Source organism: Amycolatopsis sp. CA-126428, from assembly GCF_002904335.1.
Lineage (GTDB): Bacteria > Actinomycetota > Actinomycetes > Mycobacteriales > Pseudonocardiaceae > Amycolatopsis.
The window spans coordinates 1-22,182 of the sequence record NZ_PPHF01000177.1 but is presented as its reverse complement, the minus strand read 5'-3'; the positions used below and the strand labels follow the sequence as shown (position 1 = coordinate 22,182).

The window sequence follows — 22,182 nt, the reverse complement described above, 5'->3', positions numbered from 1 at the left end:
GGGCAAGCTCACCCCAGTCGAGTTTGAGACTATCTACACGACCGCGTCAGCGGCCTGAGAAACCGTCAGCCCGGTGTCAACCGAAGTCTGGGCAGACCCGCCCTCACCAAACGGATGGCTGTCGGTGTCGGGCTGGTCGCAGGGGTGTGCTGATCGTAGAACGCGGCGCCACCGCTCTCGACCAGGTCGGCCGTCAACTCTTTGATACCGCTGGAGATGGCCCCAGCCTCAGACCGAGTGTCCCTTTGCCGGCCATGGTGCGCTGTGGTGAGACTTGACCGGCGCCCGTCCTCAGCCCTCGAACGACTTCGTTGCTGACCTTCGCGGCCCGGCTCAGCGGTCTGGCGGGCCGGCGTCAGCCGAGTTCGCCCCGGTGGTGAGCTCGGCCGCCACGATCTCCTCGACCTTCGCGGCAGCCAGCGTCCACCGCCACCGGATCGTGGCCACCACCGCGACAACTGCGGCGGCCACGCTGATGACGACGATCCCCGCTGGAGTGTCGGCGACGGCGATCGCGGCCGCCGTGGCCGGTAGCGCCAGCACGGGCCATCTCAGGCGTGTGCGGGCGTGCCGCGGCTGGTAGGCCGACATGCCGAACAACGGCTGAAATGCGCTCATCTGGGTCCTCCGCGCTGCCGCGGGCGGTCGTCCCTCGTCTCAACCGCCGCCACGGCATGACGTTGTGTCAGTAGGTCCTCCCTCTTTCGGTCGCTGCCGCCGTTGATCAAGTTACGTTCTGCGCAAAGTTCGGCGCTCCGAAATCGTTCGACCACTCGTGTGAGTGACGACTGCTTGGGGAAGAGCGCTGTCAGTAGCAACAGGGAGAGCGGAGCGTGACCCCAGGCCAACGGGACCAGATTGCCGAAGTCACGACTGCTGAGTGGCACGGTCGCCGCGGCGAAGGCGGCTCGAGCTGCCGCGACGGGCTCGCCGGTCGCTTCGGGGCTGTCCGGCCGGCGGGTCGTCCTGGAGCTGCGTCCGGGGCCGCTGCGGTGCCGGAAGGAGGATCGAGCGGCTCTGCGGCCTGCTCGGCAAGCGCATCCGGAACGTGGTGCCGACGCCTGGCTCGCTGGCGACGGAGATGGTCCCGCCGAGGTTTTCCACCGCCGTGCGGACGATGGTCAGGCCGAGCCCGCTGCTGCGGTCGCCGTCCCGATGAGACCACCGCGGGGTGAAGATGTGCTGTTGGTCTTCCGGACAGATGCCGCGTCCTGAGTCGGTGACTTCGAGGAAGACGCGCCCGCTTTCCACCCGGGTCGTGACGGCGATCAGCTCGCCGTCACGGGTGAAGGCGACCGCGTTCTCGATCAGGCTGTCGAGTGCGGCCTGAAGGCGTTCTTCGTTCGTCAGCACCACACCGACTGCGCAGTCCACGCGCCAGTCGCGCTCGGCCACCGCCTCCCACCGTCGTACGGTCCGAGCCGCGAACGCGTCGAGGTCGACCGGGCTGCGGTCGGCGGGGGAGTTCAGCTGCATGAGCGTCGTCAGACCCGCCGTCATCTTCTCCAGCTTCGTCAGTTCGTCGAGCACGATGCCGGCGTCCTGCTCGGTCTGGTGATTCTCGTGCGCCGCGCGGATCAGCTCGACGTAGCCGCGGGCGATCGTCAACGAGGTCTTCATCTCGTGGGAGCCGAGCCGGACGAAGAGATCCTGGGTTTCGGCGCGGCGGTGCTCGGTGGCGGCCGCCTGTTCGGCTTTCGCCAGCGCGGCCTGCCGTCCGCGAACGTGCCACACCATGACCAGGAAGACGGCGGCCATCAGTGGGATCTCGCTGGTTTCCTCGAGGCCGATGTCGCCGGCCATAGCGTGATGCCAGAGGATCGCGCCGGTCGATGCCGTCACGAACCCGAGAACGGTCAGCATTCCGCTCAGCGGCCAGTAGTTGACCCCGAACACGATGGCGATGCTGATCCACACGAAGTGGAACGGGATCGTTTCGGCGCCGGGGAACGCCCACATCAGCCAGAGGTTGATCGCGGCGAAGACGACCCAGCCAGCCAGGATGGCTCGCCTAGCTCGCGGAGAGGCAGTAACCCACATTGCGCACCGTCTCGATCCGGCGAAGACCGTCTAGTTTGGACCGGAGCCGGCGCACGTAGACGTCGACCACGTTGCTGCCCGGGTCGAACTGGTAGCCCCAGACGTCCGCGAGCAGTTCGTCTCGGCTGCACACCTCGTCGGCGCGTTGCATGAGGTGGTTCAGCAACAAGAACTCCCGGTGCGACAGCATCGTCTGCTGGCCGCCGATCGACACCGTGCGGCGCTGGGTGTCGAGGCGCAGGTCGCCGACCTGGAGGAAACGCGAGTTGCCTGGCGCGGCCGAGCCGGGCGTCCGTAGCCGCGCCCGGACCCGCGCGAGGAGTTCGGCGATGACGAACGGCTTGGGCAGGAAGTCGAGAGCTCCGGCGTCGAGCACCTGAACGCGTGTGCCGATTTCCGGAACCGCCGACAGCACGAGGATCTTCGCCCCCGGCCGCCGGGCGAGAATTTCCGCCAACACCTCGGAACCGGGACGATCCGGCAGCATCAGGTCGAGCACGACCAGGTCGTAATCGCCGCCCACCGCTGCGGTGAGCCCGGCCGTCGCGCTGCCGGCTTGGTCCACTGTGTAGCCGGCTGATTGCAAGGCGCGCAAAAGAAGTCCGCGTACGCCTTCTTCGTCGTCGATCACCAGGAGTCGGCTCATGCTCGTTCCATTCGCCGGACGGCCGTACCAGCGGACGCCGCCCGAAACGGACGTTCGCTTTTCCTTGGCGATGTCGCCCGTTCGGGCGTAACCGTTACGTGTGCCGGTAACGATTCGAACATCCCGGCCGCGGCCGTGACAACCGGATGACGGCTCTGTCATCTGATGCGGCGCCGAGCTCCGCCGACCGCAGGATCGGCGCTGGACCGGTCCCGATCGGGGAGGAAACTCATGCCTCGAACAACATTCCGGTGCGCGGTGGCTCTGATCGCAGCCCTCACCGCCATCGCGTTCTTCGTCCCCGTCGTGATCGGGGCGGGTACTCCCGCCGCCCACGCGGCCCAGCCGGGAGCGATCACCCTGCACGTCCAAAGTGCACGCACGGTCGGGACTGCTCCGGGGCAGATCCGCAAAGGCGACGCAGTGACGGCCTACCACTGGCTGATCGCCGGTGAGGACGTCGGGAACCCGCACGACACCACCCAGCACTGCCTGCCCGCGCGGGCCGGTGGCTCGGCCGGGTTCGCGACCGGCTGCCAGTGGCCGTCGGTGCGGTCCACGGCCGGTGCGGTGCCGATCATCGCCCAAGGCGACGAGACCGATCTCAACGACGGCAAGGCCTTGCCGGACCTCCCGCCCGGCCGGTACCTGATCTCGGTCACCGCCGACGGCTACAAGATCGACGGTGCTCACTTCTCGGTGGACGGTGGCACACAGCGGGTCACCGTCGAGATGCAGCCCTACCCGCTGCCGCTGGGCACCGTGCGGGTGCGCGTGTTCGACGACTCCGTGCCGGTCGACGGCACCTACGAGGTCGGCGCGGAACACGGGCTGGCGGGGTTTACCGCGCACCTGTCCGACGTGCTCGGTGAGGTCTCCACCGACTACTACGGCAACCCGTTGTGCACCAAGTACGTGCACTCCGCGCCGGACGCCACCCACCCCGCCGGACAGATCGTGTTCACGGACGGTAAGCCGCAGATCGACCCGTCGTCGATCGGCAAGTGCGTCAGCGACGCGAACGGCGACGTCGTCATCCCCAACATGGGACCGGACCGCTACGCCGCCCAGATCGTCCCGCCGACCGGAACCGACTGGGCGCAGACCACCACCCTGGAAGGCGCGCACGACTGGGACATCTGGACCCAGGAAGGCGACACCGGCTTCGACACCGAGCAGACGATCGGCGCCGAACCCGTACCCGCGGTCGACTTCGGGTTCGTGCGGCCGAAGGCGCTGCCCGCCGGACCGTCCGGTGAGGTCAAGGGCGTCGCCGTGCAGATCGACACCTATGTCGGCGGCACCAGCGGTGTCACCGTGCCCAACGCCGGAGTGGCCGGCGCGAGCGTTCGTGGGCCGGTCGACAAGCCGTTCGTGGCGTTGTCCGCGCTCGGCGCGGGCGACCAGATGGTCTACATGGCGCGTGCGGGCAGCAACGGTGCCTTCGACATCAAGAATGTGCCGGACGGTGACTACCAGCTCACGCTGTGGGACTACCCGCAGGACCTCATCCTCGACAGCTTCAACGTGACCGTGAACAACGGGCAGACCGTCGACACCGGTCAGAAGGGGCTGGTCGGGTGGCACACCGGGTTCACCGGCACGATCTTCGTCGACGCGAACACCAACGGCCGGCAGGACCCCGGCGAGGCCGGTGTGCCGCAGTTCCCGGTCGCGCTCAAGGAACGCGACAACTCGGTGATGGACCAGGGCATCAACACCGTGACCACCGACGCGCAGGGGCACTACTCGATTCCGGAGGGTTACCCGCTGAGCAAGTTCCTCGTGCTCGAGGCGTTCAACACCCGCTATAAGACCACCGGCATCACCTACCAGGCCGACAACCAGCCGACCGCCACCACGCTGCTGGGTGCCGCGGTCGACGTCAGCGTTCTGCCGATCATCGGCCTGCACGGCCGGGTCGACTGGGGCGTGCAGCCCTACACCGGCGCGGACAACGGCGGCATCGTCGGCACCGTCACCTACGACACGACCCGCAACGAGCTCGACCCGCGCTACGCGGTGACCGAGACCTATCAGCCGGGCATCCCGAACGTCCCGGTACACCTCTACGCCGTACAGCGCGACGCGAACGGCGACCCGGTGAAGAACGCCGACGGCTCGATCGCCCGCGGCCCCGAGCTGGCCGACACCTACACCTCGGAGACCTGGCAACAGCCGGCCGGGTGCGTCCCACGGAAGTACGACGGCTCGGTACTCACCGACCAGCAGGCCGTCGCGCTGCCCGACGTCGACCCGCCGTCCTGTGTGGAGGCTCCGCTGCAGGGCGTGCAGGTCCAGCCCAGCGACACCACACCGGGGAACTTCGGGCAGACCGTGAACGGCAACTACGGCTTCACCTCCTCGAAGCTCAACCTCTACCCGCCGGGCGACCCGCAGAACCCCGCGCCTGCGCACGACCTCGCGCTGTACGCCGACCTCGCCGCCGCGGGCTACGACGAGCAGACGCTGCCACCGGACGACTACCTCGTCTCGGTCGACATCCCGCAGAACCCGGTCGGCGGCAAGCCGATGTACCAGGTCACGCGCGAGGAGGACGTCAACATCTTCGACGGCGACGGCTACCTGCCGCAGGAGAACTTCCCGCCGTCACCCGAGCAGTCCGGCGACCAGCCGAACCCGGCGCAGCCGCAGCCGGACCCGGGTGCGCCACCGTCGCAGGGCAACGGCATCGTCGCCCCCTGCGCCGGGGCGAACCACACCGTGCACGTCACCGACCAGGCCTATGTCGACGGCGGCGGCAGCCCGTTCGAGGGCCAGCAGAAGCCGCTGTGCGACCAGAAGCTCGTCACCGTCCGGGGTGGACAGTCGACGGCGCCGAACTTCAACCTCTTCACGACCGTCCCGCTGCCCACGCACTTCTGGGGCCTGACGATCAACGACCTCGCGCTGTCCTACGACAAGCGCTCGGTCGAGTTCGGCGAAGCCGCCGGCCTGCCGAACGTGCCGATGGGCATCTACGACTTCAGCGGCCGGCTCGTGGACACCGTCGACACCGACTTCAACGGCTTCTACGAAGCGCTCGAGCCGTCGACGTCGACCTACAACTGCCCGCTGCCGGCCGGACCGTGCCCGAACATGTACCGGTTCGTCGGCAACGACCCCGGCCAGCCGGGACACGTCAACAAGAGCTACAACTCCCGCTTCCGCACGATCGCGACGAACTTCCAAGCCTGGCCCGGCCTGTACACCGTCACAGACACCGCACCCACCCAGGTGGCGAATGTCGCGGTGGCACCCGGATCGACCCAGGTCAACCCGGTCGCCTGCACCCCGCCGGACAGCGCACCGCAGATCTTCTCGGTGAGCCGCCCGTTCGTGCGCCAGAACGACGCCAACCGCGCGCTCACGCTCTCGGGCCTCGGGTTCGGGACCACCAAGGGCACCGGCCAAGTCGTCCTCACACGGCCCAACGGCACCACGGTCAACCTGGCGACGACCAGCTGGTCGGACACCGCCATCACCGCAACCATCCCGGCGGCCCAAGCCGCGGGCCCGGTCCAGGTGTCGGTCCGCAAGGCCGACGGCCAGACCACGGTCAACGGCATCGGCCTCCACCTGCTCGGCACCGGCTACAACCCGCGCGTCCTCCAGGTCAACGCGCCCACGGCGCCACCGCCGGGCACGGGGTTCACCACGGTCCAAGCCGCGCTCGAAGCGGCGGCGCGGGGCGTTGGTCAGCAACTGGTCGTCGTCTGGCCCGGACCCCAGGGCCAGGACAACCCGCAGGGTGCCTACTACGAGAACATCGTCGTGCACTCCTCGGTGAAGCTGCAGGGCGTCGGCCCGGGCGGGTTCCGCCCGGACGGCAGCTACGTGCGCGGCTCCGTGCTCAACGGACTCGGGTTCAATCCCGACCTGCCCGCGGGCGCGGCGTGGTTCGCCCTCGTCGGCGGCCTGCAGTACCAGGGCCCGGCGGCCGTACCGGACTCCGCGGTGGTCACCGTCCTCAGCCCGCTCCGCGGCGGCAACACCGGCTCGGCGATCGACGGCTTCACCATCACCGGCGGTGCCCAAGCCGACTTCGCCACCAACATCAACGACGTCTACGGCGGCACCAAGACGCCCGCTGGAGCGCCGGGGGCGGCGATCACGCAGGGCGGTGGCGTGTACGTCCACGCCGCGGTGAACAACCTGCAGCTGACCGACAACGTCATTTCCGGCAACGGCGGGTCCTACGGCGGCGGCATCCGCGTCGGCACCCCGTACAACACCACGATCCACAACAGTGGCCTGGTCGTCTCGCACAACCAGATCCGCGACAACGGCGGTACGAACCTCGCCGGCGGCGTCGGGCTGTTCGACGGCACCGACAACTACTCGATCGACCACAACGACCTGTGCGGCAACTTCTCCGCCGAGTACGGCGGCGGGATCAGCCACTACGGTCTCGGCCGCGGCGGCGACATCGGCCACAACCGGTTGTGGTTCAACCAGTCCTACGACGAGGCGGGCGGGATCATGCTCGCCGGTGAGCTGCCGTCGAACCCGAACCGGCCGTCCGCAGGCTCCGGCCCGGTGGCGGTCCACGAAAACCTGGTGCAGGACAACCTGGCCAATGACGACGGTGGCGGCATCCGCCTGCTGCAGGCCGGCACGGCGGCGGTGTCCATCGTGAACAACCTGATCACCGACAACATCTCCACCCACGAAGGCGGCGGCATCGCGCTCGACGACGCCACCAACGTCCGGATCGTGAACAACACCGTGATGAAGAACGTCACCACGGCCACCGCGATCACCAGCACGGGGCAACCGGCCCCGGCCGGCCTGTCGACGACGCTCAACAGCGCACCGTTGCAGGCCACGCTCCCGGCGAACGCGCCGAAGTTCAGCAACCCACTGCTGTTCAACAACGTGTTCTTCGACAACCGCGCCGGCACGTGGAACGGGCTGTACGTGGCGGGGATCGCCTCGCCGCAGGCACCCGCGGGTGACCCGGTCCGGCACTGGGACATGGGCTCGGCCGACGCGGGCGTGGCGCTCACGCCGACGAACTCGCTGCTGCAGCAGTACGACCCGGGCGTCACGCCGAGCGCGACGAACAAGATCGGGCTCGACCCGCAGGTCCGCGCGCCGTTCGACGTGTCGGCGACGATCCTCACCTCGCGCACGTTCCCGTCGTTCCGCGAAGCGGTGATCGTGGCGCAGAACGTCGCACCGCAGCTGCAGGGCGACTACCACCTGGCGGGCGCCGGCTCCCCGGCGAACGCGGCGGGCACTTTCGCCCGCACCTACAACGGCGGCCTCGTGCTCGCCCCGACCCTCGACTACGACGGCGACTCGCGATTCTTCCTCGCCCCGGACGCCGGCGCCGACGAGTTCCCGCTGCTCGGTACCGCCAGGAGGGCGCAGTGACCACACCGGAGAAGAAGCGCATCCTGACCCGCCGCGCGCTGCTCGGCGGCGGGGCCGGGGCACTGGCCGCGGTGGCCGCCGCCCGCTGGCCTGGGCGGTCCGTCCAGCCCGCCGTGCGGGTGACCGCGGCGGCTACCGCGCCGACGACGAGCTTGCACCTGGCCGCCACGGACGGGTGGGTGTCGATGCCGGCGGGTGCCCGGGCCAACGCGCCCTTCTGGCCTGACTCGCTGGCCCCGGCGCCGTTCGACCTCTACGTCTTCGGTTTCCGGGACGTGACGGGGATGGACGACGCCACCGTCAAGGCCCAGCGGGGGCACGCCCAGATCTCCGGCCCGCTCATGGGCTTCGACGAGGGCACCGACATCAAGATCACGTTGACCAACCTCGGCCTGTCCCAGCGGCCGGACCTCACCGACGGCCACACCGTGCACTGGCACGGGTTCCAGAACGCGATCCCGCTGTTCGACGGCGTCCCCGAGCTGTCGATCTCGGTGCCGATCGGGCGCGACTTCACCTACTTCTACCGACCGCACGACGCCGGCACGTACATGTACCACTGCCACTTCGAGGACGTCGAGCACGTGCAGATGGGCATGACCGGGCTGGTGTTCGTGCGCCCCGCGCAGAACGGGCATCCGGTTGCGGGTGACCCGCCGGGCACGAAGTACGCCTACAACGACGGAGACGGTTCGACGCGCTACACGCGGGAGTTCGGCTTCATGATGACCGAGATCTGGTCGGAGGCGCACTACCGCGACGCGCACATCCAGACGACGGACTGGACCGACTTCGCCCCGAGTTTCTGGGCCCTCAACGGCCGCTGCTACCCGGACACGCTGGCGCCCAACGGCAACCCGACGTCCACCGCGGCCGGCCGGCTCCAGTACCAGCCCAACAGCTCGCTGATCACCGCGAACGAAGGCGACCGCGTGTTGCTGCGGGTGGCGAACCTCGGCTACCAGAACCACACGCTGACCGCCGACGGCATCGACCTGACTCTCGTCGCGAAGGACGCGGCGCTGCTGGCCGGGCGGGACGGGAGCAAGCACTACCTGACCGGCAACAGCGTCGAAGTCGGTCCGGGGGAGAGCCGGGACGTCCTGTTCACCGCTCCCGGCCCGGGCACCTACCTGCTGTACGACCGCAACTACGCCTACCTCGACAACGGCGGTGGCGGCGGCTACGGCGGACAGATGACCGAGATCCGGGTCAGCCCGCGCGGCACCCTGCCGCCCCAGACCACCCCCAACACGTGAGCGGGAGCGCAGCCATGATCCGCAAGCACCGCCGGACGTTCGTGACCGCAGCGGTCGTCCTGCTCACCACCGCGGGCGTCCTCGCCGCGCCGGCGTCCTCGGGTGCCGTGAACGACGGTTCCCGTCGTCTCCCGTGCGAAGCGAACTCCGCCAACACGTTCTCGCTCGACGCGAAGTCCGGGTACGTGTCGACTCCGGACGGCAACTCGATCTTCATGTGGAGCTTCGCGCCGAGCACCCGCGGCTTCCAGCTGCCCGGGCCGACCCTGTGCGTCGACGCGGGCGTGCAGGTGACCGTCGTGCTGCACAACTCGCTCGCCGAGCCGACGTCGATCGTCTTCCCCGGCCAGCAGCACGTCCGAGCCGACGGGCGGCCGGCGCAGCCGCGGTTCGACGGCACCGGGCTGCTCACCTCGATGACCGACCCGGCCGCACCAGGTGGCAGTGTCACGTACACGTTCACCGCGGGCACGCCCGGAACCTACCTCTACGAGTCCGGTACCGACGTCGCGCTCCAGCGGGAGATGGGGCTGTACGGGGCTGTGGTCGTCCGGCCACCAGGTGTGCCCGACCACGTCAACGGCCGCGGCGACTCGGTGTTCGACCTGAACCGCGAGTACGTCTACGTCCTGTCCGAAGTAGACCCGGATCTGCACCTGGCGGTGGAACGCAGGCGCCCTTATGACGTCACCAAGACCAGGGCGCGCTACTTCTTCATCAACGGGCGCAGCATGCCGGACACGATCGCGCCGGACAACGCGGCGTGGCTGCCCAGCCAGCCGTACGGGGCGCTGGTGCACATCCGGCCGTTCGTCCCCGGCGACCCGAACAGCCGGCCCGCGCTGGTCCGGTACCTCGACGCCGGCTCGGTCAACTACCCGTTCCACCCGCACGGCAACGACCAGCGCGTGGTCAACCAGGACGGCCAGCCCGCCGAGGGCGCGGGCGGCAGCGACGCCTCCTACGACAAGTTCCTCGTCGACGTCGGGCCCGGCCAGAGCGTCGACGTGCTCGACCAGTGGGTCGACGCCGAGCACTGGGACCCGGCGAGCAACCCGATCCCCGTGCCGCTCCCGCAGCTGCAGGACCAGATCGTCGGTCCCGGCACCGAGACGTGGTTCAGCGAGAACCCCTACCTCGGCGGGACTCCGGGTGAGCTCCCGGCCGGCGTGGTGCAGAACAACCAGTGCGGCGAGTACTACATGGTCGCCCACAGCCACGCACTGGAACAGGCCACCAACTTCGGCGCCAGCTTCGGCGGCATGATGACGCTCGTGCGCATCGACCCGCCCGCCGGGTGCCCGGGCTCATGACCACCGCAGGCCGAAAGGACGGCATCCCGATGCGCACGAACGGACTGCGGCGCCTCCTGGCGTCCCTCGCCGCCGGTGCCCTCGTGGCCGCGGTGACCACCGCGCTCCCGGCTCCGGCACTCGCCGCCCCGGCTCCGGCGGCGGCACCAGCGCCGGCTGCTCTGCCGCAGGGGCCGGTAACCGGCAGCGGCTGCACGGTCGTGGCCGGCGCGGCGACGTGCGACCTGTACGCCAAGCCTGGCACCCTCACGGTGTCCAGCACGGCCATCCCGATCTGGGGGCTGGCCGCCACGGCGGCGGCCCCGGCGACCACCCCGGGCCCGGTGCTCGTGGTCCCGCAAGGCGCGGTCGTCGGCGTCACCGTCCACAACGGATTGCCGAACGCGCTGAGCCTGGCGGTGCCCGGGATGCTGACCGGACCCGACGACCGGACCGGCGCGGCCCCGGGCGCGGCGAAGACCTACACGTTCACCGCCTCGCGGCCGGGCACGTTCCTGTACGAGGCCGGCCACACCCCGGACGGCGCCCGGCAGACCGCGATGGGCGTCTACGGCGCTCTCGTCGTCCGGCCGGCCGATCCGGCGACCGCGTATGGCACGCTCGCGACCGGATTCGACGACGAGGCCGTGCTCGTGTTGTCGGAAGTGGATCCCGCGTTCAACGCCGACCCGCTGAACTACGACCTGCGGGCCTTCCGGCCCGCCTACCGTCTGCTCAACGGCAAGGCCTACCCCGAGACCGATCCGATCGCCACCGCGCCGGGCCGCCGCGCGCTGGTGCGTTACGTCAACGCCGGTGTGCTCGCCCACGCGATGGGCGTGACCGGGACCGAGGAGACCGTGCTCGCCACGGACGCCCGCCCGTCGGAGAACCCGCGCGCCCGGGTGTCCGACAGCATCAACGCCGGCAGCACCGAGGACATGCTGGTCACCGTGCCCGGCCCGGAGGACGGCGCGAAGTTCGCCGTCTACGAGACCGCCGGCCGGCTCGACACCGCCGGCCACCGCGTCGGCACCACGAACGCCGTGGCCTTCGGCGGCATGATGACCTTCCTCGACACCGGCGCCGCCCCGTCGAGCACCGACATCGCCGGACCGGTGAGCAGCAACCTGTCCGGCACCCCGGCCGCGGCGACCGCGCTGCAGACTGTCACCGTCCGCGCGGACTTCAGCGACGTGGCCAACGGCGGATCGAACGTGACCCGCGCCGAGTACGTCATCGACGACCCGTCGATCGCGGTCGGCACCGGCACGCCCTTCACCGGCGCCTTCGGCGGCCGGGCCGTGACCGGTGCGACCGCCCAGCTGAACCTGACCACGCTGAGCCCGCCGCTCACCACCGGCAAGCACCTGGTGTACGTCCGCGCCCAGGACAGCGCGGGCAACTGGGGCGTCGTGAACTCGTTCGTGCTCACGGTCAGCGCGTCCGGCCCGGTCACCACGGCCGGTTCGCTCAGCCCCGAACGGGGCAACGGCACGGCCGGGGTCATCCTGCGCGCCACCGGCGACGACACCCTCCTGGGCGGCTCCATCGACCGGGCCGAGTACTTCCTCGGCGCCGCCGGCCCGGACGGCACCGGCACCGCCCTGACGCTCAACCCCGCGTCAGTCGCCGCGGAAAGCGCGACCATCCCGGCGACCGCGCTCACGGGCCTGCCGGAAGGACCGGTCACGGTCCTCGTCCACAGCCACGACTCATTCGGCCTGTGGGGTCCGGCGCAGAGCCTGACCTTCACCCTCGACCGCACCGCTCCGACGCTGGTGAGCGGTATCGCCGAACCCAGCCCGAACAACGGGACCGCGGGCTCGACCGTCGATTCCACGGCGATCAAGATCGCCGGAGCGTTCACCGACCCGCCGTCCGGCGGCGTCAGCTCCGCGATCACCGCGGCCGAAGGATTCGTCGACAACCCGGCGGGCACGCCCGGCAGCGGCTTCGTGTTCGTCGCCGCGGACGGCGCGTTCGACAGCACCTCCGAGTCCACCTACGGTCTGCTCCCGCTGAGCCAGCTGACGGGGATGGCCGACGGGCTGCACCAGGTCTACGTCCACGCCCGCGACGCGGCCGGCAACTGGGGCACCCTGGCCCCGGTGCCGCTGGTGCTCGACCGCGGCGGCCCGGCCGTCACCGCGGCCGCCGTGGCACCGTCCACCGTCGTGCGGACGACAACCGCGCTCACGGTCACTGCCACGGCCACCGACGCGCTGACCGCCGTGACGGGCGCCGAGTGGTTCGAAGGGACCGACCCCGGCAAGGGGCTCGGCCGGCCGATGGCGGTGACCGGTACCGGCCCGCTGACCGCGTCGTTGCGCGGCGACCTCGCGCCGGGTGGGTTCGGGCTCGGGCAGCACACGCTGTCGCTGCGTGCCCGCGACGCGGCCGGCAACTGGGGTGCGGTGACGACCGTTCAGTTCACCGTGTCGCAGCTGAGCAACACGGTGTTCACCGACGGCTTCGAAAGCGGGACCACCCGGTCGTGGACGGCCGCCACCGGCCCGGTTGCGGTGACGCCAGGATCGGCGTTGACCGGCGGCTACGGCCTCCAGGCGACGGCGGGCGGGGCGACCCCGGCCTACCTCACCGACTCGGCTCCGCTCAACGAAAGCACCTACCACCTGCAGTTCCAGTTCCGGCCGGACACCTTGGCCACCGGGACCGGCATGGTCACCCTGGCCGCGGGCCTGTCCGGCACCGGACAGCAACTCTTCGTCGTGCAGTACCGCAAGTCCGGCGGGACCCCACAGGTGCGGCTCGGCGCCAGGCGCAACACGGGCGCGGTCAGCTACACCGCCTGGCAGAACCTCACGAGCGGCACGAACACCCTCCGGGTCGACTGGGCGGCCGGCACCTCGGCGACCGAGTCGCTCACCGTCGGGTCCGCCGTCCAGCGGCTGACCGGGTTCAACACCGGCACCGTCCGCCTCGAAACGCTGTGGCTCGGCCTGTCCGGCGGAGGCGGCGGGACCACCGGTGCCGCATCCTTCGACGCCGTCCTCTCGACCCGCTACACCCTGCCCTGATCTGGCAGCCGTCCCTTTAGGAGCACAAGATGCGCAAGATGCGGGCACGGGGAGTGCGGCGCGCGGCCGTGGCGGCCGCGGTCGCCGCGGCGGCCGGATCGCTGCTGTGGGCGGCCCAGGCCCCGGCCGACGCGGGCAAGCCGTATACGGTGCCGTCCGACTCGAAGATGGAGGGCAGCCTGGGCATCCGGGTGCAGCAGGCCGCGGTGGTGGCCGACGGCGGCATCGTCGAGCTGCGCTACACGGTGCTGGACTCGCAGAAGGCCAGCCGGTTCCAGAACGACGTCCACCACCCGCCGGTGCTGCACAGCGAGCGGCGTCAGGGCGACGTCTACCGGGCCGCCCTCATGAAACAGGGCCATGAGCTGCGGCCCGGCCAGACCTACTACATCCTCTACCTGAACAACGCCCACGCGATCCGCAGCGGCGAAACGCTCTCCATCGAGGCGGGCGGTTCGAAGCTCCAGCACGTCCCGGTGCGCTGACGTGCGCGCCCGGTCCATGGCCGCGGTCGGCGGCACGCTGCTCGCCCTGCTGGGCACCTCGACCCTGCTGGCCGGGCCTGCCGAGGCCCACGCCGAGCTCGGCTGGAGCGTGCCCGCCGACGGCAGCTCGGTCCGCACCGCGCCGGCTCACGTGGAACTGCACCTCACCGAGCCGGTCGAGGCGGCAGCGACGAAGGTGACGCTGCGGGACGACACCGGCCGGGCGGTGGCGACCGGCACGCCGGCTCTCACCGCGGCAGGACCGGAACAGCCGGCGACGCTGACGATCCCGCTGCCACCGCTGCCTGCCGGAACGTATCGGCTGGGCTGGGCGACCGTCTCGAGCGACGACCTGCACCCGACCGCGGGCACGCTGGTGTTCGGCGTGGACCGGCCGGTCGCGCCCGCGACGGTCGGCGCACCGGCGGATCCGCTGCCCGCATCGGGGGAGGTGGCCGCGCAGTGGGCGCTGTACCTCGGCTTCGCGGGCTGGACCGGGGCCATGGTCCTCGCGGCGTTGCTGGTCCGGGTCCGGGTCGACCGGCGGTGGGCGAGCGCGGCTCGGCGTCGCCTGTTGAGGTTCGCGACGGGTTCCGCGGTGTTCGCCGCGGTGGCCGGGGCAGTAGTGCTGGTCGTGCGGGCCGCGCAGCTCGGCGGCAACCCGTTGGCGACGGCGTGGTCGCTCGTTGCGGGGAGTTCAGGCGGAACGCCGTGGCTGATCCGCGAAGGATTGCTGGCCGCCTTGGCCGTGACGGCAGTCTGGCTGCTCAGGAGCGGCCGGCCGGTGCGGGTGCTGCCCGCGGTCCTGGCGACGGCGGTGGCAGTCGCTACTGCGTGGCAAGGACACCTGGCGGCGTCCGGTCCGCTGTGGCTGGCCACCGACAGCGGGCACGTGCTCGCCGCGGTGGTTTGGGGCGGCACGGTCCTCGCGTCGGCCGTCGCGCTGCCCGGTTCGCGGACCGGGCTGTCCCGGCGTGCCGCACGAATCCTTCTGCGGCACTTCGGCTTCGTCGCGCTCGCAGCGCTGACCGTGCTCACGGCGACGGGTCTGCTGCTGGCCAGCAACCGGATCGCGTCCGTCGACGCCCTGCTGTTCTCCACCTACGGCCGCACGATGCTCGTGAAAGCCTCCCTAGTGGCGTTCGCCGCCCTCACCGGCTTGGCGACCACGGTGGTGCTCCACCGGCGCCGTGGGCGCCCGGCTGGCCGGCTCGTCCGCATCGAGGGCGCGATGCTCGCCGGAGTGTTCGCCGTGACCGCCGGGCTGGTGTCGACCCACCAGGCCGCGGGACCGCAATGGCGTCCGCCTGCGGCACCCGAAGGGCTTACCGCTTCCGCACAGGCCGACGACCTGGTCGAAACCCTTACCGTGCAGCCGGGCATTCCGGGCAGGAACTTCCTCACGGCCGGGGTGTTCGACACTCGCCGGCCCGCGCCTGCGCCGATCCAGTCGGTGACGTTCGGGCTGCGCGGTCCGGACGGAAGCTTGCGGATCATCGCCGCCACACCAGCGGAAACTGGGACCTACTTGGCGGCCGTCGACCTGGAGCAAGCCGGGACATGGCAGATCACAGCCATCGTCGCCCGTCCGGGACTCCAGCCCGCCGCCCACGACTACACCCCGACCCTGGTCCCGGGCGTCCAGGTTTCGCGTGCGCCGCGGGTGTCGTTCAACTCGCTGACTCCGGTCACCGGTTGGCTCGCCGTGGCCGCCCTGGCGGCCGGGATCGCCGCTGCGTTGCTGATACGGCGTCGGCGACCTCGACCGTCGGAATCCTCAGGACGGCATGCGCAGAACAGTGACCTGGGGGTGGGGAGCCTGACTCGTGAGCAGCGGCTCCGGGTGCTTGCGGGTGACGTGGTCGGCGAACGCCGTGACGTACGCGCCGGTGGTGGTGAGCGCGGCGGGGCCGTCGATCGTGCCGAGGGCGAGTGAGATTCGCAGCGGTGCGGCGAGGTAGTAGGTGCCGTAGTCGCTGAAGTTGAAGTGTTCGGCGCCGTCGATCTGGTAGCACCAGGTCGGCCCGGTCGTGGCGGCCAGCAGGTGTGGGCGGCGTCGAAGGCGTCTTGGTCGGCGGGGTTCGCCGGGTGGCAGGTTCCGGTGATGCAGGAACCTTGGCTGACGATGAGCATCAGCGGTTTGGACAGTCCGGAGTGGACGACGGTGCCGAACGGGGTGCCGTCGAGGTCGACTGCTCCTGCGCACCGCGGGTCGGCACTACAGGCTTCCAAGGCCGTGGCACCACCGAAGGAGTGACCGAGGTAGACGATCGCGGTGCTGTCGACGTGTCCGCCGAATCGTCCACCGCTGTCCAGTGCGGCGGCTTGGGTGGCGACGAAGCGGGCGTCGGCTGCCCAGATGCCGACCAGCCGGTCGCCTTGGGATCGGGCTTGCCGGTCGGCGCCGAGCTCGGGTGGGTTGCCGGCCTTGTTGGCGGCCAATGACTGTCCGTTGAGGACAGTGAGATTGGCGCTGTAAGTGGGGGTGAAAGCGGCGACGACGTACCCGTGGCTGGCCAGGTTCACCGCCAGCGTCGTGTATTGCGGTGCCGAGAAGCCCATGCCGGGCGCCAGGACCACGAGGGGGAAGCGGCCCGCGGCGACCGGGGCGTCGGCGAAAGCGTGGTCGTCGACGACGTCGAAGTCGGTTTCACCCAGCCCGGGCAGCCCACCGAAGTGCAACCCATTCCACGCGCCGGGGGTGTAGGGCGCCGGTGGCGCGCCGGGACCGGGCAAGGCGGGGTACCACAGCCAAACCGACAGCGTTCGCCGTCGTTCGGGCTGGGGAGCGAGCGGGTCCGCGCGGTCGTGGTCGGTCCATTCGACGATGCTCCGCCCAACGGGGTGCGGTCCGGTCGGACTGGGCAGGCTGACCGGCTGCGCCGACCGAATCGCGACATACCCGACGTAGCCGCCGCCGGCGACCACAAGCGCGAGCAGGATCGTGATCACACGACGCCGCCACGGACGCCGAATCCGGTTTCGCGGAGTGACTTCGTCCACGCCGGGATAGTACACGGCGCGTAGTACGCGTCGAGTAGTAGTCTGGGGTCCGATCGGCAGTGTGGAGGGAATCGTGCACAGCAAGGACGCCCAGATGCTGGTGTTGACCGCGTTGGCGGGCGGGCCGTTGCACGGGTATGCCATCAACGCCGCGATCGAGCATTTGACCGGCGCCCGGCTCGGGCCGGGCAGCCTGTACGGCGCTCTCGCCCGGCTGGAAGCGCGGCAGCTGATCGAACCCACCGCTGGGCAGGCTGAGGACAGGCAGCGCACGGTCCGCATCACCTCGGCCGGGCGGGACGCCTTGCGTGCGGAACTGGAAGAGATGAGCCGAGTCGCCCAGGCTGGCTTGCGCGCGCTGGGAGGTGCTCAGGCATGAGCGTCGCGGCACAGCTGGTCCGCCTTTATCCGCCCGCGATCCGCCGGCGCTGGGGCGCCGAAATTGCGCGCGAAGCGGAACAGGCCGGGCCCCGCTCCTGGTTCGACACGGCCGTCGGAGCCGTCAGGCTGTGGCTACGGCCGAGCGACTGGCCGGAAACGACCACCGGAGAGACCGGCCGGGTGGTGGTCACCGCACTCGTCGACATCACCACGACGGCTGGGTTGCTGCTGCGCGCGACCGGCCCCACGTCGCTGGAAACCGACACCAGTCACCCGACGGCCGAGGTCTGGCTCGCGCTGATCCTCGTCGGCCTGGTGCTCGCCGCGCCCCTGCCACCTTTGCGGCGCAGTGAATTCGCGCGCCTGGCTGTTATCGCGGTTCGTGTTCTCGCCGCGCCCGCATCCGCATTTGCCGCCATCTTCCTCATCGCCCGCAGCGGCTTGGCCGACCATCCCGCCGGTACTACCGACATCCTGCTGGTCGGTTGCTACTGGTCGACGCTCGGCTTCGCCGGCATCCGGTTGTGCTTGCTCACCGCGCGCGTCGGTGAAGTCGCCGTCATGCCCGGCGCACGTCGGCTGCACGTTGCGTCACTGCTGGTCGGGAGCGGCTTGGCGCTCGCGGCAGTACAGGCCATCGAGGAGCTGAGACCCGAATCCGTGCTCCTCTCGTCCGGTTTCGCCTTCCTCGCGACGGCGGTCCTCGTAGTCGGAAGCGACCTGCGGCACATCCCACCTGGCCGAACGCAAGACATCCGGTCGGAGTGATCGCCGCGCCACCGGACTATCGGTCAGTCGGCATGGCCGAGCGCGCCGATGCGAAGCCCGCGGCCGCGGCATTCGGCGAGGATGGCGGGTAGGGCGCCGAGGGTGGCGCGCCAGGCGCCGTTGCCGGTCGTGACGTCGCTGTCGTGCAACAGAATCGTCCCGCCGGTGCCGAGGTTGCAGCTGACCCGCCGGTGGATGGAGTCAGGGGTGCAGCCTTCGGTCCAGTCGAACCCCCACGTGCTCCACAGGATCGGTCGGAGGCCGAGAGCTCGTGCGCTGACGAGTGACCCGGTGCTGAAGACGCCGTAGGGCGCGCGGAACCAGCGTGGTCGCGTGCCGGTCAGGCGCTCGACCAGGTCGCGGGTGGCTCGGAGCTCGCGGTGGGTGCGGGCTGGGGTCTTGCGTAGCAGGCATCGGTGGTCCCAGCCGTGCACGCCGATTTCGTGGCCGGCTGCGGCGATCTCCGCGATCAGCCCCGGCACTTTCCGGGCTTCGGTGCCGAGCACGAAGAAGGTGGCGTGGACGTCGTGCTCGGCGAGCACGCGGAGGAACTGCGGAGTGGAATCCGTCGCGGGACCGTCGTCGAAGGTCAGGGCGATCCGCCCCGGCACCGTCGTGCCGGCGAGCCCGGGCAGGAGCGCCCGGCGCGGGCCGGGCAGGAACGCCGCGGCCGGGCCCGCGTGGGCGAGCGCGAGGGCGGCGAGGGGCAGGACGAGCTTCACGCGGTCTCCAGGAGTTTCTCCAGCAGCGGCACTGGATCCTCGGCGGGCAGCACCGTCTCGGCAATGCCCGGCCTGGCGGCGGACAGGGCAGCGGAAAGGTCGCGACGGTTGAGGATCCACGGTACGAGCCCGATCCGGTCGAGCACCGTGGCATTGGCTCGGCCGTGGCCGGGCAGGCAGCGGTAGGTCAGGACCGGCAGCCCGGACGCGAGCGCTTCCGACGTCGTGAGGCCGCCGGCGTTCTGGACGACGGTGTCGACGGCGTGCATCAACCGGGGCATGTCGTCGATCCAGCCGAACACGTGCGGATGCCCGGCGGCGCGCAGCTGTTCGCGCAAGGCGTCGTTGCGGCCGCAGACCACGACCGGCGTGGCTACTCCGGACGCCGCCACGTCGTCGGCCGTCTCGCGCACCTGCCCGACTCCCCAGGAGCCGGCGATCACGAGGGCCAGCTGTCCGGTCGGCGGCAGGCCGTAGGCGTCTCGGGCCCGGGAGCGCTCGATGACGCTCGGGGGGTGGAACCGCGGTGCGACCAGGGGAGCGGCGGCCGCCACGGACCGGGCGCCGAGGCCGGCGGCCTGGACCGCGGCGTCCGCGTTCGGAGCGATGTGCAGGTCGGCGGCGGCGTTGACGCACAACCGGTGCACCGACGGGTCGGTCAGGTACACCGCGAACGGCGCCGTCAGCACGCCGCGGGTGCGCAGGGCCGCCAGTGCGTGGGTGGCCAGCGGGTAGGTCGACACGGCCAGGGCGGTGTCCGAGCCCAAGGCCTCCTTCAGGCGTGGACAGGCGAGCCCGGCGGCCCGGACGGCGAGCCGGGCGACCCAGGGGATGTCGAGCGCGCTCAGCGTCCAGTCCCAACTGCGCGGAGCCGCCTCGAGCTGGCGGTGGTACAGGTCGCACAGCCGGCGGCCGAGGGAGCGGGGCAACAGGTCGAGGAAGTCGAGGATCTCGACGTCGTGGCCGGTCAGCCGGTCGGCGAGGGCCGAGGCGGCTCCGTCGTGGCCGGCCCCGATGCGCGCCGAGACGATCGCGATCCGCGCCATGACCCACTCCGTTCTACGACAATAATGTAGAAGTTCTACACATTAGTAGATCAAAGCGCGGTGAGCTGCGGTAGCCGGTTTGTCGCCGGGAGCTGATCAGCGGGAGTGGAACACCGACGCACGGACGGCGGAGCCGTGGTGCCGGTCGTGGTGGGCCCGCAGAGAGAGCAGGTCCTGTCCCGGAGCCGCCGCCTGGGCGATCTCGATGCCGTCGTGCAGGTCGGCCGCGCCGTCGAGGGCGGATTGCGCCGACAAGACGGTCAAGCCGAGCACCAAGGCGCTCCCCATGATCGCCAGCGGGCCGGTGGTCGCCGGTGCCGCCAGCAGCGCGGACACCCGGCGCGGAACGGGGCCTCCGGTGGCGGCCAGGGCGAACCCGCCATGCGGTGCGTGGCCGGCCAAAGCGGCCTTCGCGACGGCCCGGGCGACCAGGCCGCGGTCCCCGACGCGTGCGGCCGCGGTCTCGTCGGCCCAGCGTTCGAGGGCGAAGCCGGCCGCTGTGCCGAGGGGCCGCAGCAGGGGGTTGAGCGCCGAGGACAGCGTCACGGCGATCAGGAACCGGTGGTGACGCAGGGCCAGGTGGGCGCGCTCGTGGGCGAGCAGGGCGCAGCGTTCCTTCGCGGTCAGTGCGGCCAGCATGCCGCTGGAGACCGCGATCCGGCCACCCCGGCCGGGTGCGGAGAACGCGACCGGTTCCGCGCCCGCCAGGATCACCACGCCGCCGTCCGGGCTGTGCTCGTCCAGTTCCCGCGAGACCCGCCGTGCCCAGCTCAGGTAGCGGATGGCGGTGCGGACCAGCCGGACACCCAGCACCGCCAGCACGACGCCGGCACCGATCGAGACGGGCGCACTCACGGCCTCGAGGCTCCGCAGCGCGTCGGGGGACCAATGCCCGGCGTCCGCCACCGCCGGGACCAGGACGAGCCCCGCGAAGGCGACGAGCAGCAGCGCGGCGGTGCTGCCCGCGGCGAGGACGACACTGCTACCGGCGAGCAGCCAGCCGGCCATCCGGGGTGGGAGCTTGGGGGCCACGAACCGCGACAACGGCCACGCCATCAGCGGCAGCAGCAGTGGGACCAGCAGGTCGGCGTCCACAGTCGGTCAGCTCCCGGCCTCGCCGCGCAGCAGTGCGCGCAGGACCGCTTCATCCGTCTCGGACAGCTGGGTGACGAACCGGGCCAGCACACTCCCGCGATCGGGCTCCCCGTCCAGGACCTTGGTCATCTTCCGGGCCGCGAGCCCCGCTTCGTCGTCGATCGCGTGGTAGCGGAAGGAACGGCCATGCTTCTCGCGCGTGGCCACGCCCTTGTCGTGCAAGCGGGTGAGGATGGTGACCACGGTCGTGTAGGCCAGGTCGTCTTCGAGCCGTGCCTGGACGTCGGCGGGGGTGAGTGGCTCCTCCGCGCTCCACAGCACCGTGAGCACCTCGGCCTCGAGAGTGCCGGGGGCTCGTCGCATGGCGTCCTTCCGCCGGTTCCGCATGCTGCAAATCTACACCGTTGTCGTATCGGCGGAGGTCAGCTCAGTCGTGACCGAGTTCGTGGTGCTCGAACCCCTCTCCGCCGAAACCGTGGAACGCCGCCACCAAGACCATCGCGGACATCAGCAGCGCGGCCAGGAGGGCCACCGCGATCACGACGCGTCGTCGCGCGTCCGGCGCGCTACTGCGGTTGAGCAACGTCGCGATGTCAGCGGTGAGCTGCCGGCGCACCGCACCGAGGATCGGCCGCCACCCATCGTGTGCTTCGGGTGACTCAGCAGGCAGGTCTGCGATGAGCGCGCCGAGTTCGTGCCGGTAGCGCGTTGTTTCCAGCGTGGCCAGGCGTTCCTCGACTTCCGCCATGGACAGCCGTCCCTCGCCGGCCGCCGTGTACAGCCGGGAGCGGGTCTGCTCGCGTTCGGCGTCGGAGCACCGGATTGCCGGTTCGTTCATCGGCCTCCTCCATAAGATTGTTGGTGTTCAGGACGGGTTGTTCTGGATGCCCGGGGCGATGGGGTGTGGCTGATCGGTCCTTGCCTTGTGTGGTGGCTTCTGAGGAGTGGCTGCCCTGTCGTTCTGGACGCCCTGGCCGCTGATTGAGATCTGCGCTTGGTCGCTGTTTATGGAGATGCCGGCGGGT

At 70.7% G+C, this 22,182-nt stretch carries 17 protein-coding genes and 2 pseudogenes; 9 read left to right on the top strand and 10 right to left on the bottom strand.

Annotation, left to right across the window (positions count from 1 at the left end):
- Window positions 1-333 precede the first annotated feature (333 nt).
- The 3 genes from C2L58_RS45580 to C2L58_RS45570 all read right to left on the bottom strand — a co-directional run bounded on the left by C2L58_RS45580 (window position 334) and on the right by C2L58_RS45570 (window position 2,686).
- Window positions 334-618: a hypothetical protein gene (locus C2L58_RS45580; RefSeq protein WP_103343846.1), complete on the bottom strand. Its 285-nt coding sequence runs from the start codon at window positions 616-618 to the stop codon at window positions 334-336.
- Between the two features lie 249 nt (window positions 619-867).
- On the bottom strand, window positions 868-1,959 hold the full coding sequence (locus C2L58_RS45575; RefSeq protein WP_158264256.1) for a sensor histidine kinase: 1,092 nt from the start codon (window positions 1,957-1,959) through the stop codon (window positions 868-870).
- A gap of 52 nt (window positions 1,960-2,011) precedes the next feature.
- On the bottom strand, window positions 2,012-2,686 hold the full coding sequence (locus C2L58_RS45570; RefSeq protein WP_103343844.1) for a response regulator transcription factor: 675 nt from the start codon (window positions 2,684-2,686) through the stop codon (window positions 2,012-2,014).
- Between the two features lie 258 nt (window positions 2,687-2,944).
- Here C2L58_RS45570 and C2L58_RS45565 point away from each other — a divergent pair, with 258 nt between their 5' ends.
- The 6 genes from C2L58_RS45565 to C2L58_RS51160 are packed head-to-tail and all read left to right on the top strand — an operon-like array spanning window position 2,945 to window position 16,078.
- Window positions 2,945-8,065, top strand: coding sequence for an SdrD B-like domain-containing protein (locus tag C2L58_RS45565; protein ID WP_103343843.1), 5,121 nt, complete (start codon window positions 2,945-2,947; stop codon window positions 8,063-8,065).
- A complete protein-coding gene (locus tag C2L58_RS45560) occupies window positions 8,062-9,324 on the top strand; it encodes a multicopper oxidase domain-containing protein (protein WP_103343842.1) in 1,263 nt (420 codons plus the stop codon). Before C2L58_RS45565 ends, C2L58_RS45560 begins: the two co-directional genes overlap by 4 nt.
- Window positions 9,325-9,338: 14 nt before the next feature.
- Entirely contained in the window at window positions 9,339-10,637 is a 1,299-nt protein-coding gene (locus C2L58_RS45555) for a multicopper oxidase domain-containing protein (protein WP_103343841.1), read from the top strand.
- A gap of 29 nt (window positions 10,638-10,666) precedes the next feature.
- A complete protein-coding gene (locus C2L58_RS45550) occupies window positions 10,667-13,657 on the top strand; it encodes a multicopper oxidase domain-containing protein (protein ID WP_158264255.1) in 2,991 nt (996 codons plus the stop codon).
- Between the two features lie 29 nt (window positions 13,658-13,686).
- Entirely contained in the window at window positions 13,687-14,142 is a 456-nt protein-coding gene (locus tag C2L58_RS45545) for a hypothetical protein (RefSeq protein ID WP_103343839.1), read from the top strand.
- A 1-nt stretch (window position 14,143) separates the two neighbouring features.
- On the top strand, window positions 14,144-16,078 hold the full coding sequence (locus C2L58_RS51160) for a copper resistance CopC/CopD family protein (RefSeq protein ID WP_103343838.1): 1,935 nt from the start codon (window positions 14,144-14,146) through the stop codon (window positions 16,076-16,078).
- A 239-nt stretch (window positions 16,079-16,317) separates the two neighbouring features.
- Here the strand turns inward: C2L58_RS51160 and C2L58_RS51665 are convergent.
- Window positions 16,318-16,377 (bottom strand): annotated as a pseudogene (locus tag C2L58_RS51665) (hypothetical protein); the annotation flags it as partial.
- A gap of 18 nt (window positions 16,378-16,395) precedes the next feature.
- On the opposite strand from C2L58_RS51665, the gene C2L58_RS51150 reads away from it, so the two are divergent.
- Window positions 16,396-16,587, top strand: a complete 192-nt coding sequence (locus tag C2L58_RS51150) for a hypothetical protein (protein ID WP_233226299.1) — start codon at window positions 16,396-16,398, stop codon at window positions 16,585-16,587.
- Window positions 16,588-16,689: 102 nt separating this feature from the next.
- On the opposite strand, the pseudogene C2L58_RS51145 reads toward C2L58_RS51150, so the two are convergent.
- A pseudogene (locus C2L58_RS51145) lies at window positions 16,690-17,289 on the bottom strand (hypothetical protein); the annotation flags it as partial.
- On the opposite strand from C2L58_RS51145, the gene C2L58_RS45530 reads away from it, so the two are divergent.
- Entirely contained in the window at window positions 17,219-17,524 is a 306-nt protein-coding gene (locus tag C2L58_RS45530; protein WP_103343837.1) for a PadR family transcriptional regulator, read from the top strand. The pseudogene C2L58_RS51145 and the gene C2L58_RS45530 sit on opposite strands and share 71 nt — an antisense overlap.
- Window positions 17,521-18,294, top strand: coding sequence for a hypothetical protein (locus tag C2L58_RS45525; RefSeq protein ID WP_103343836.1), 774 nt, complete (start codon window positions 17,521-17,523; stop codon window positions 18,292-18,294). The genes C2L58_RS45530 and C2L58_RS45525 overlap by 4 nt, the downstream gene beginning before the upstream one ends.
- Window positions 18,295-18,317: 23 nt before the next feature.
- On the opposite strand, the gene C2L58_RS45520 is transcribed toward C2L58_RS45525, so the two are convergent.
- From C2L58_RS45520 to C2L58_RS45500, 5 genes are all read right to left on the bottom strand, one after another.
- Window positions 18,318-19,016 (bottom strand): polysaccharide deacetylase family protein, encoded by a 699-nt coding sequence (locus tag C2L58_RS45520; protein ID WP_103343835.1) that lies wholly within the window; start codon window positions 19,014-19,016, stop codon window positions 18,318-18,320.
- Complete coding sequence (locus C2L58_RS45515; protein ID WP_103343834.1) at window positions 19,013-20,062, bottom strand: hypothetical protein; 1,050 nt, start codon at window positions 20,060-20,062, stop codon at window positions 19,013-19,015. Before C2L58_RS45515 ends, C2L58_RS45520 begins: the two co-directional genes overlap by 4 nt.
- Before the next feature lie 96 nt (window positions 20,063-20,158).
- Window positions 20,159-21,157, bottom strand: a complete 999-nt coding sequence (locus C2L58_RS45510) for a M56 family metallopeptidase (protein WP_103343833.1) — start codon at window positions 21,155-21,157, stop codon at window positions 20,159-20,161.
- Window positions 21,158-21,163: 6 nt separating this feature from the next.
- Window positions 21,164-21,544 (bottom strand): BlaI/MecI/CopY family transcriptional regulator, encoded by a 381-nt coding sequence (locus tag C2L58_RS45505; RefSeq protein ID WP_103343832.1) that lies wholly within the window; start codon window positions 21,542-21,544, stop codon window positions 21,164-21,166.
- A 40-nt stretch (window positions 21,545-21,584) separates the two neighbouring features.
- Window positions 21,585-21,995, bottom strand: a complete 411-nt coding sequence (locus tag C2L58_RS45500; RefSeq protein WP_103343831.1) for a DUF1707 SHOCT-like domain-containing protein — start codon at window positions 21,993-21,995, stop codon at window positions 21,585-21,587.
- Between the last annotated feature and the right edge of the window lie 187 nt (window positions 21,996-22,182).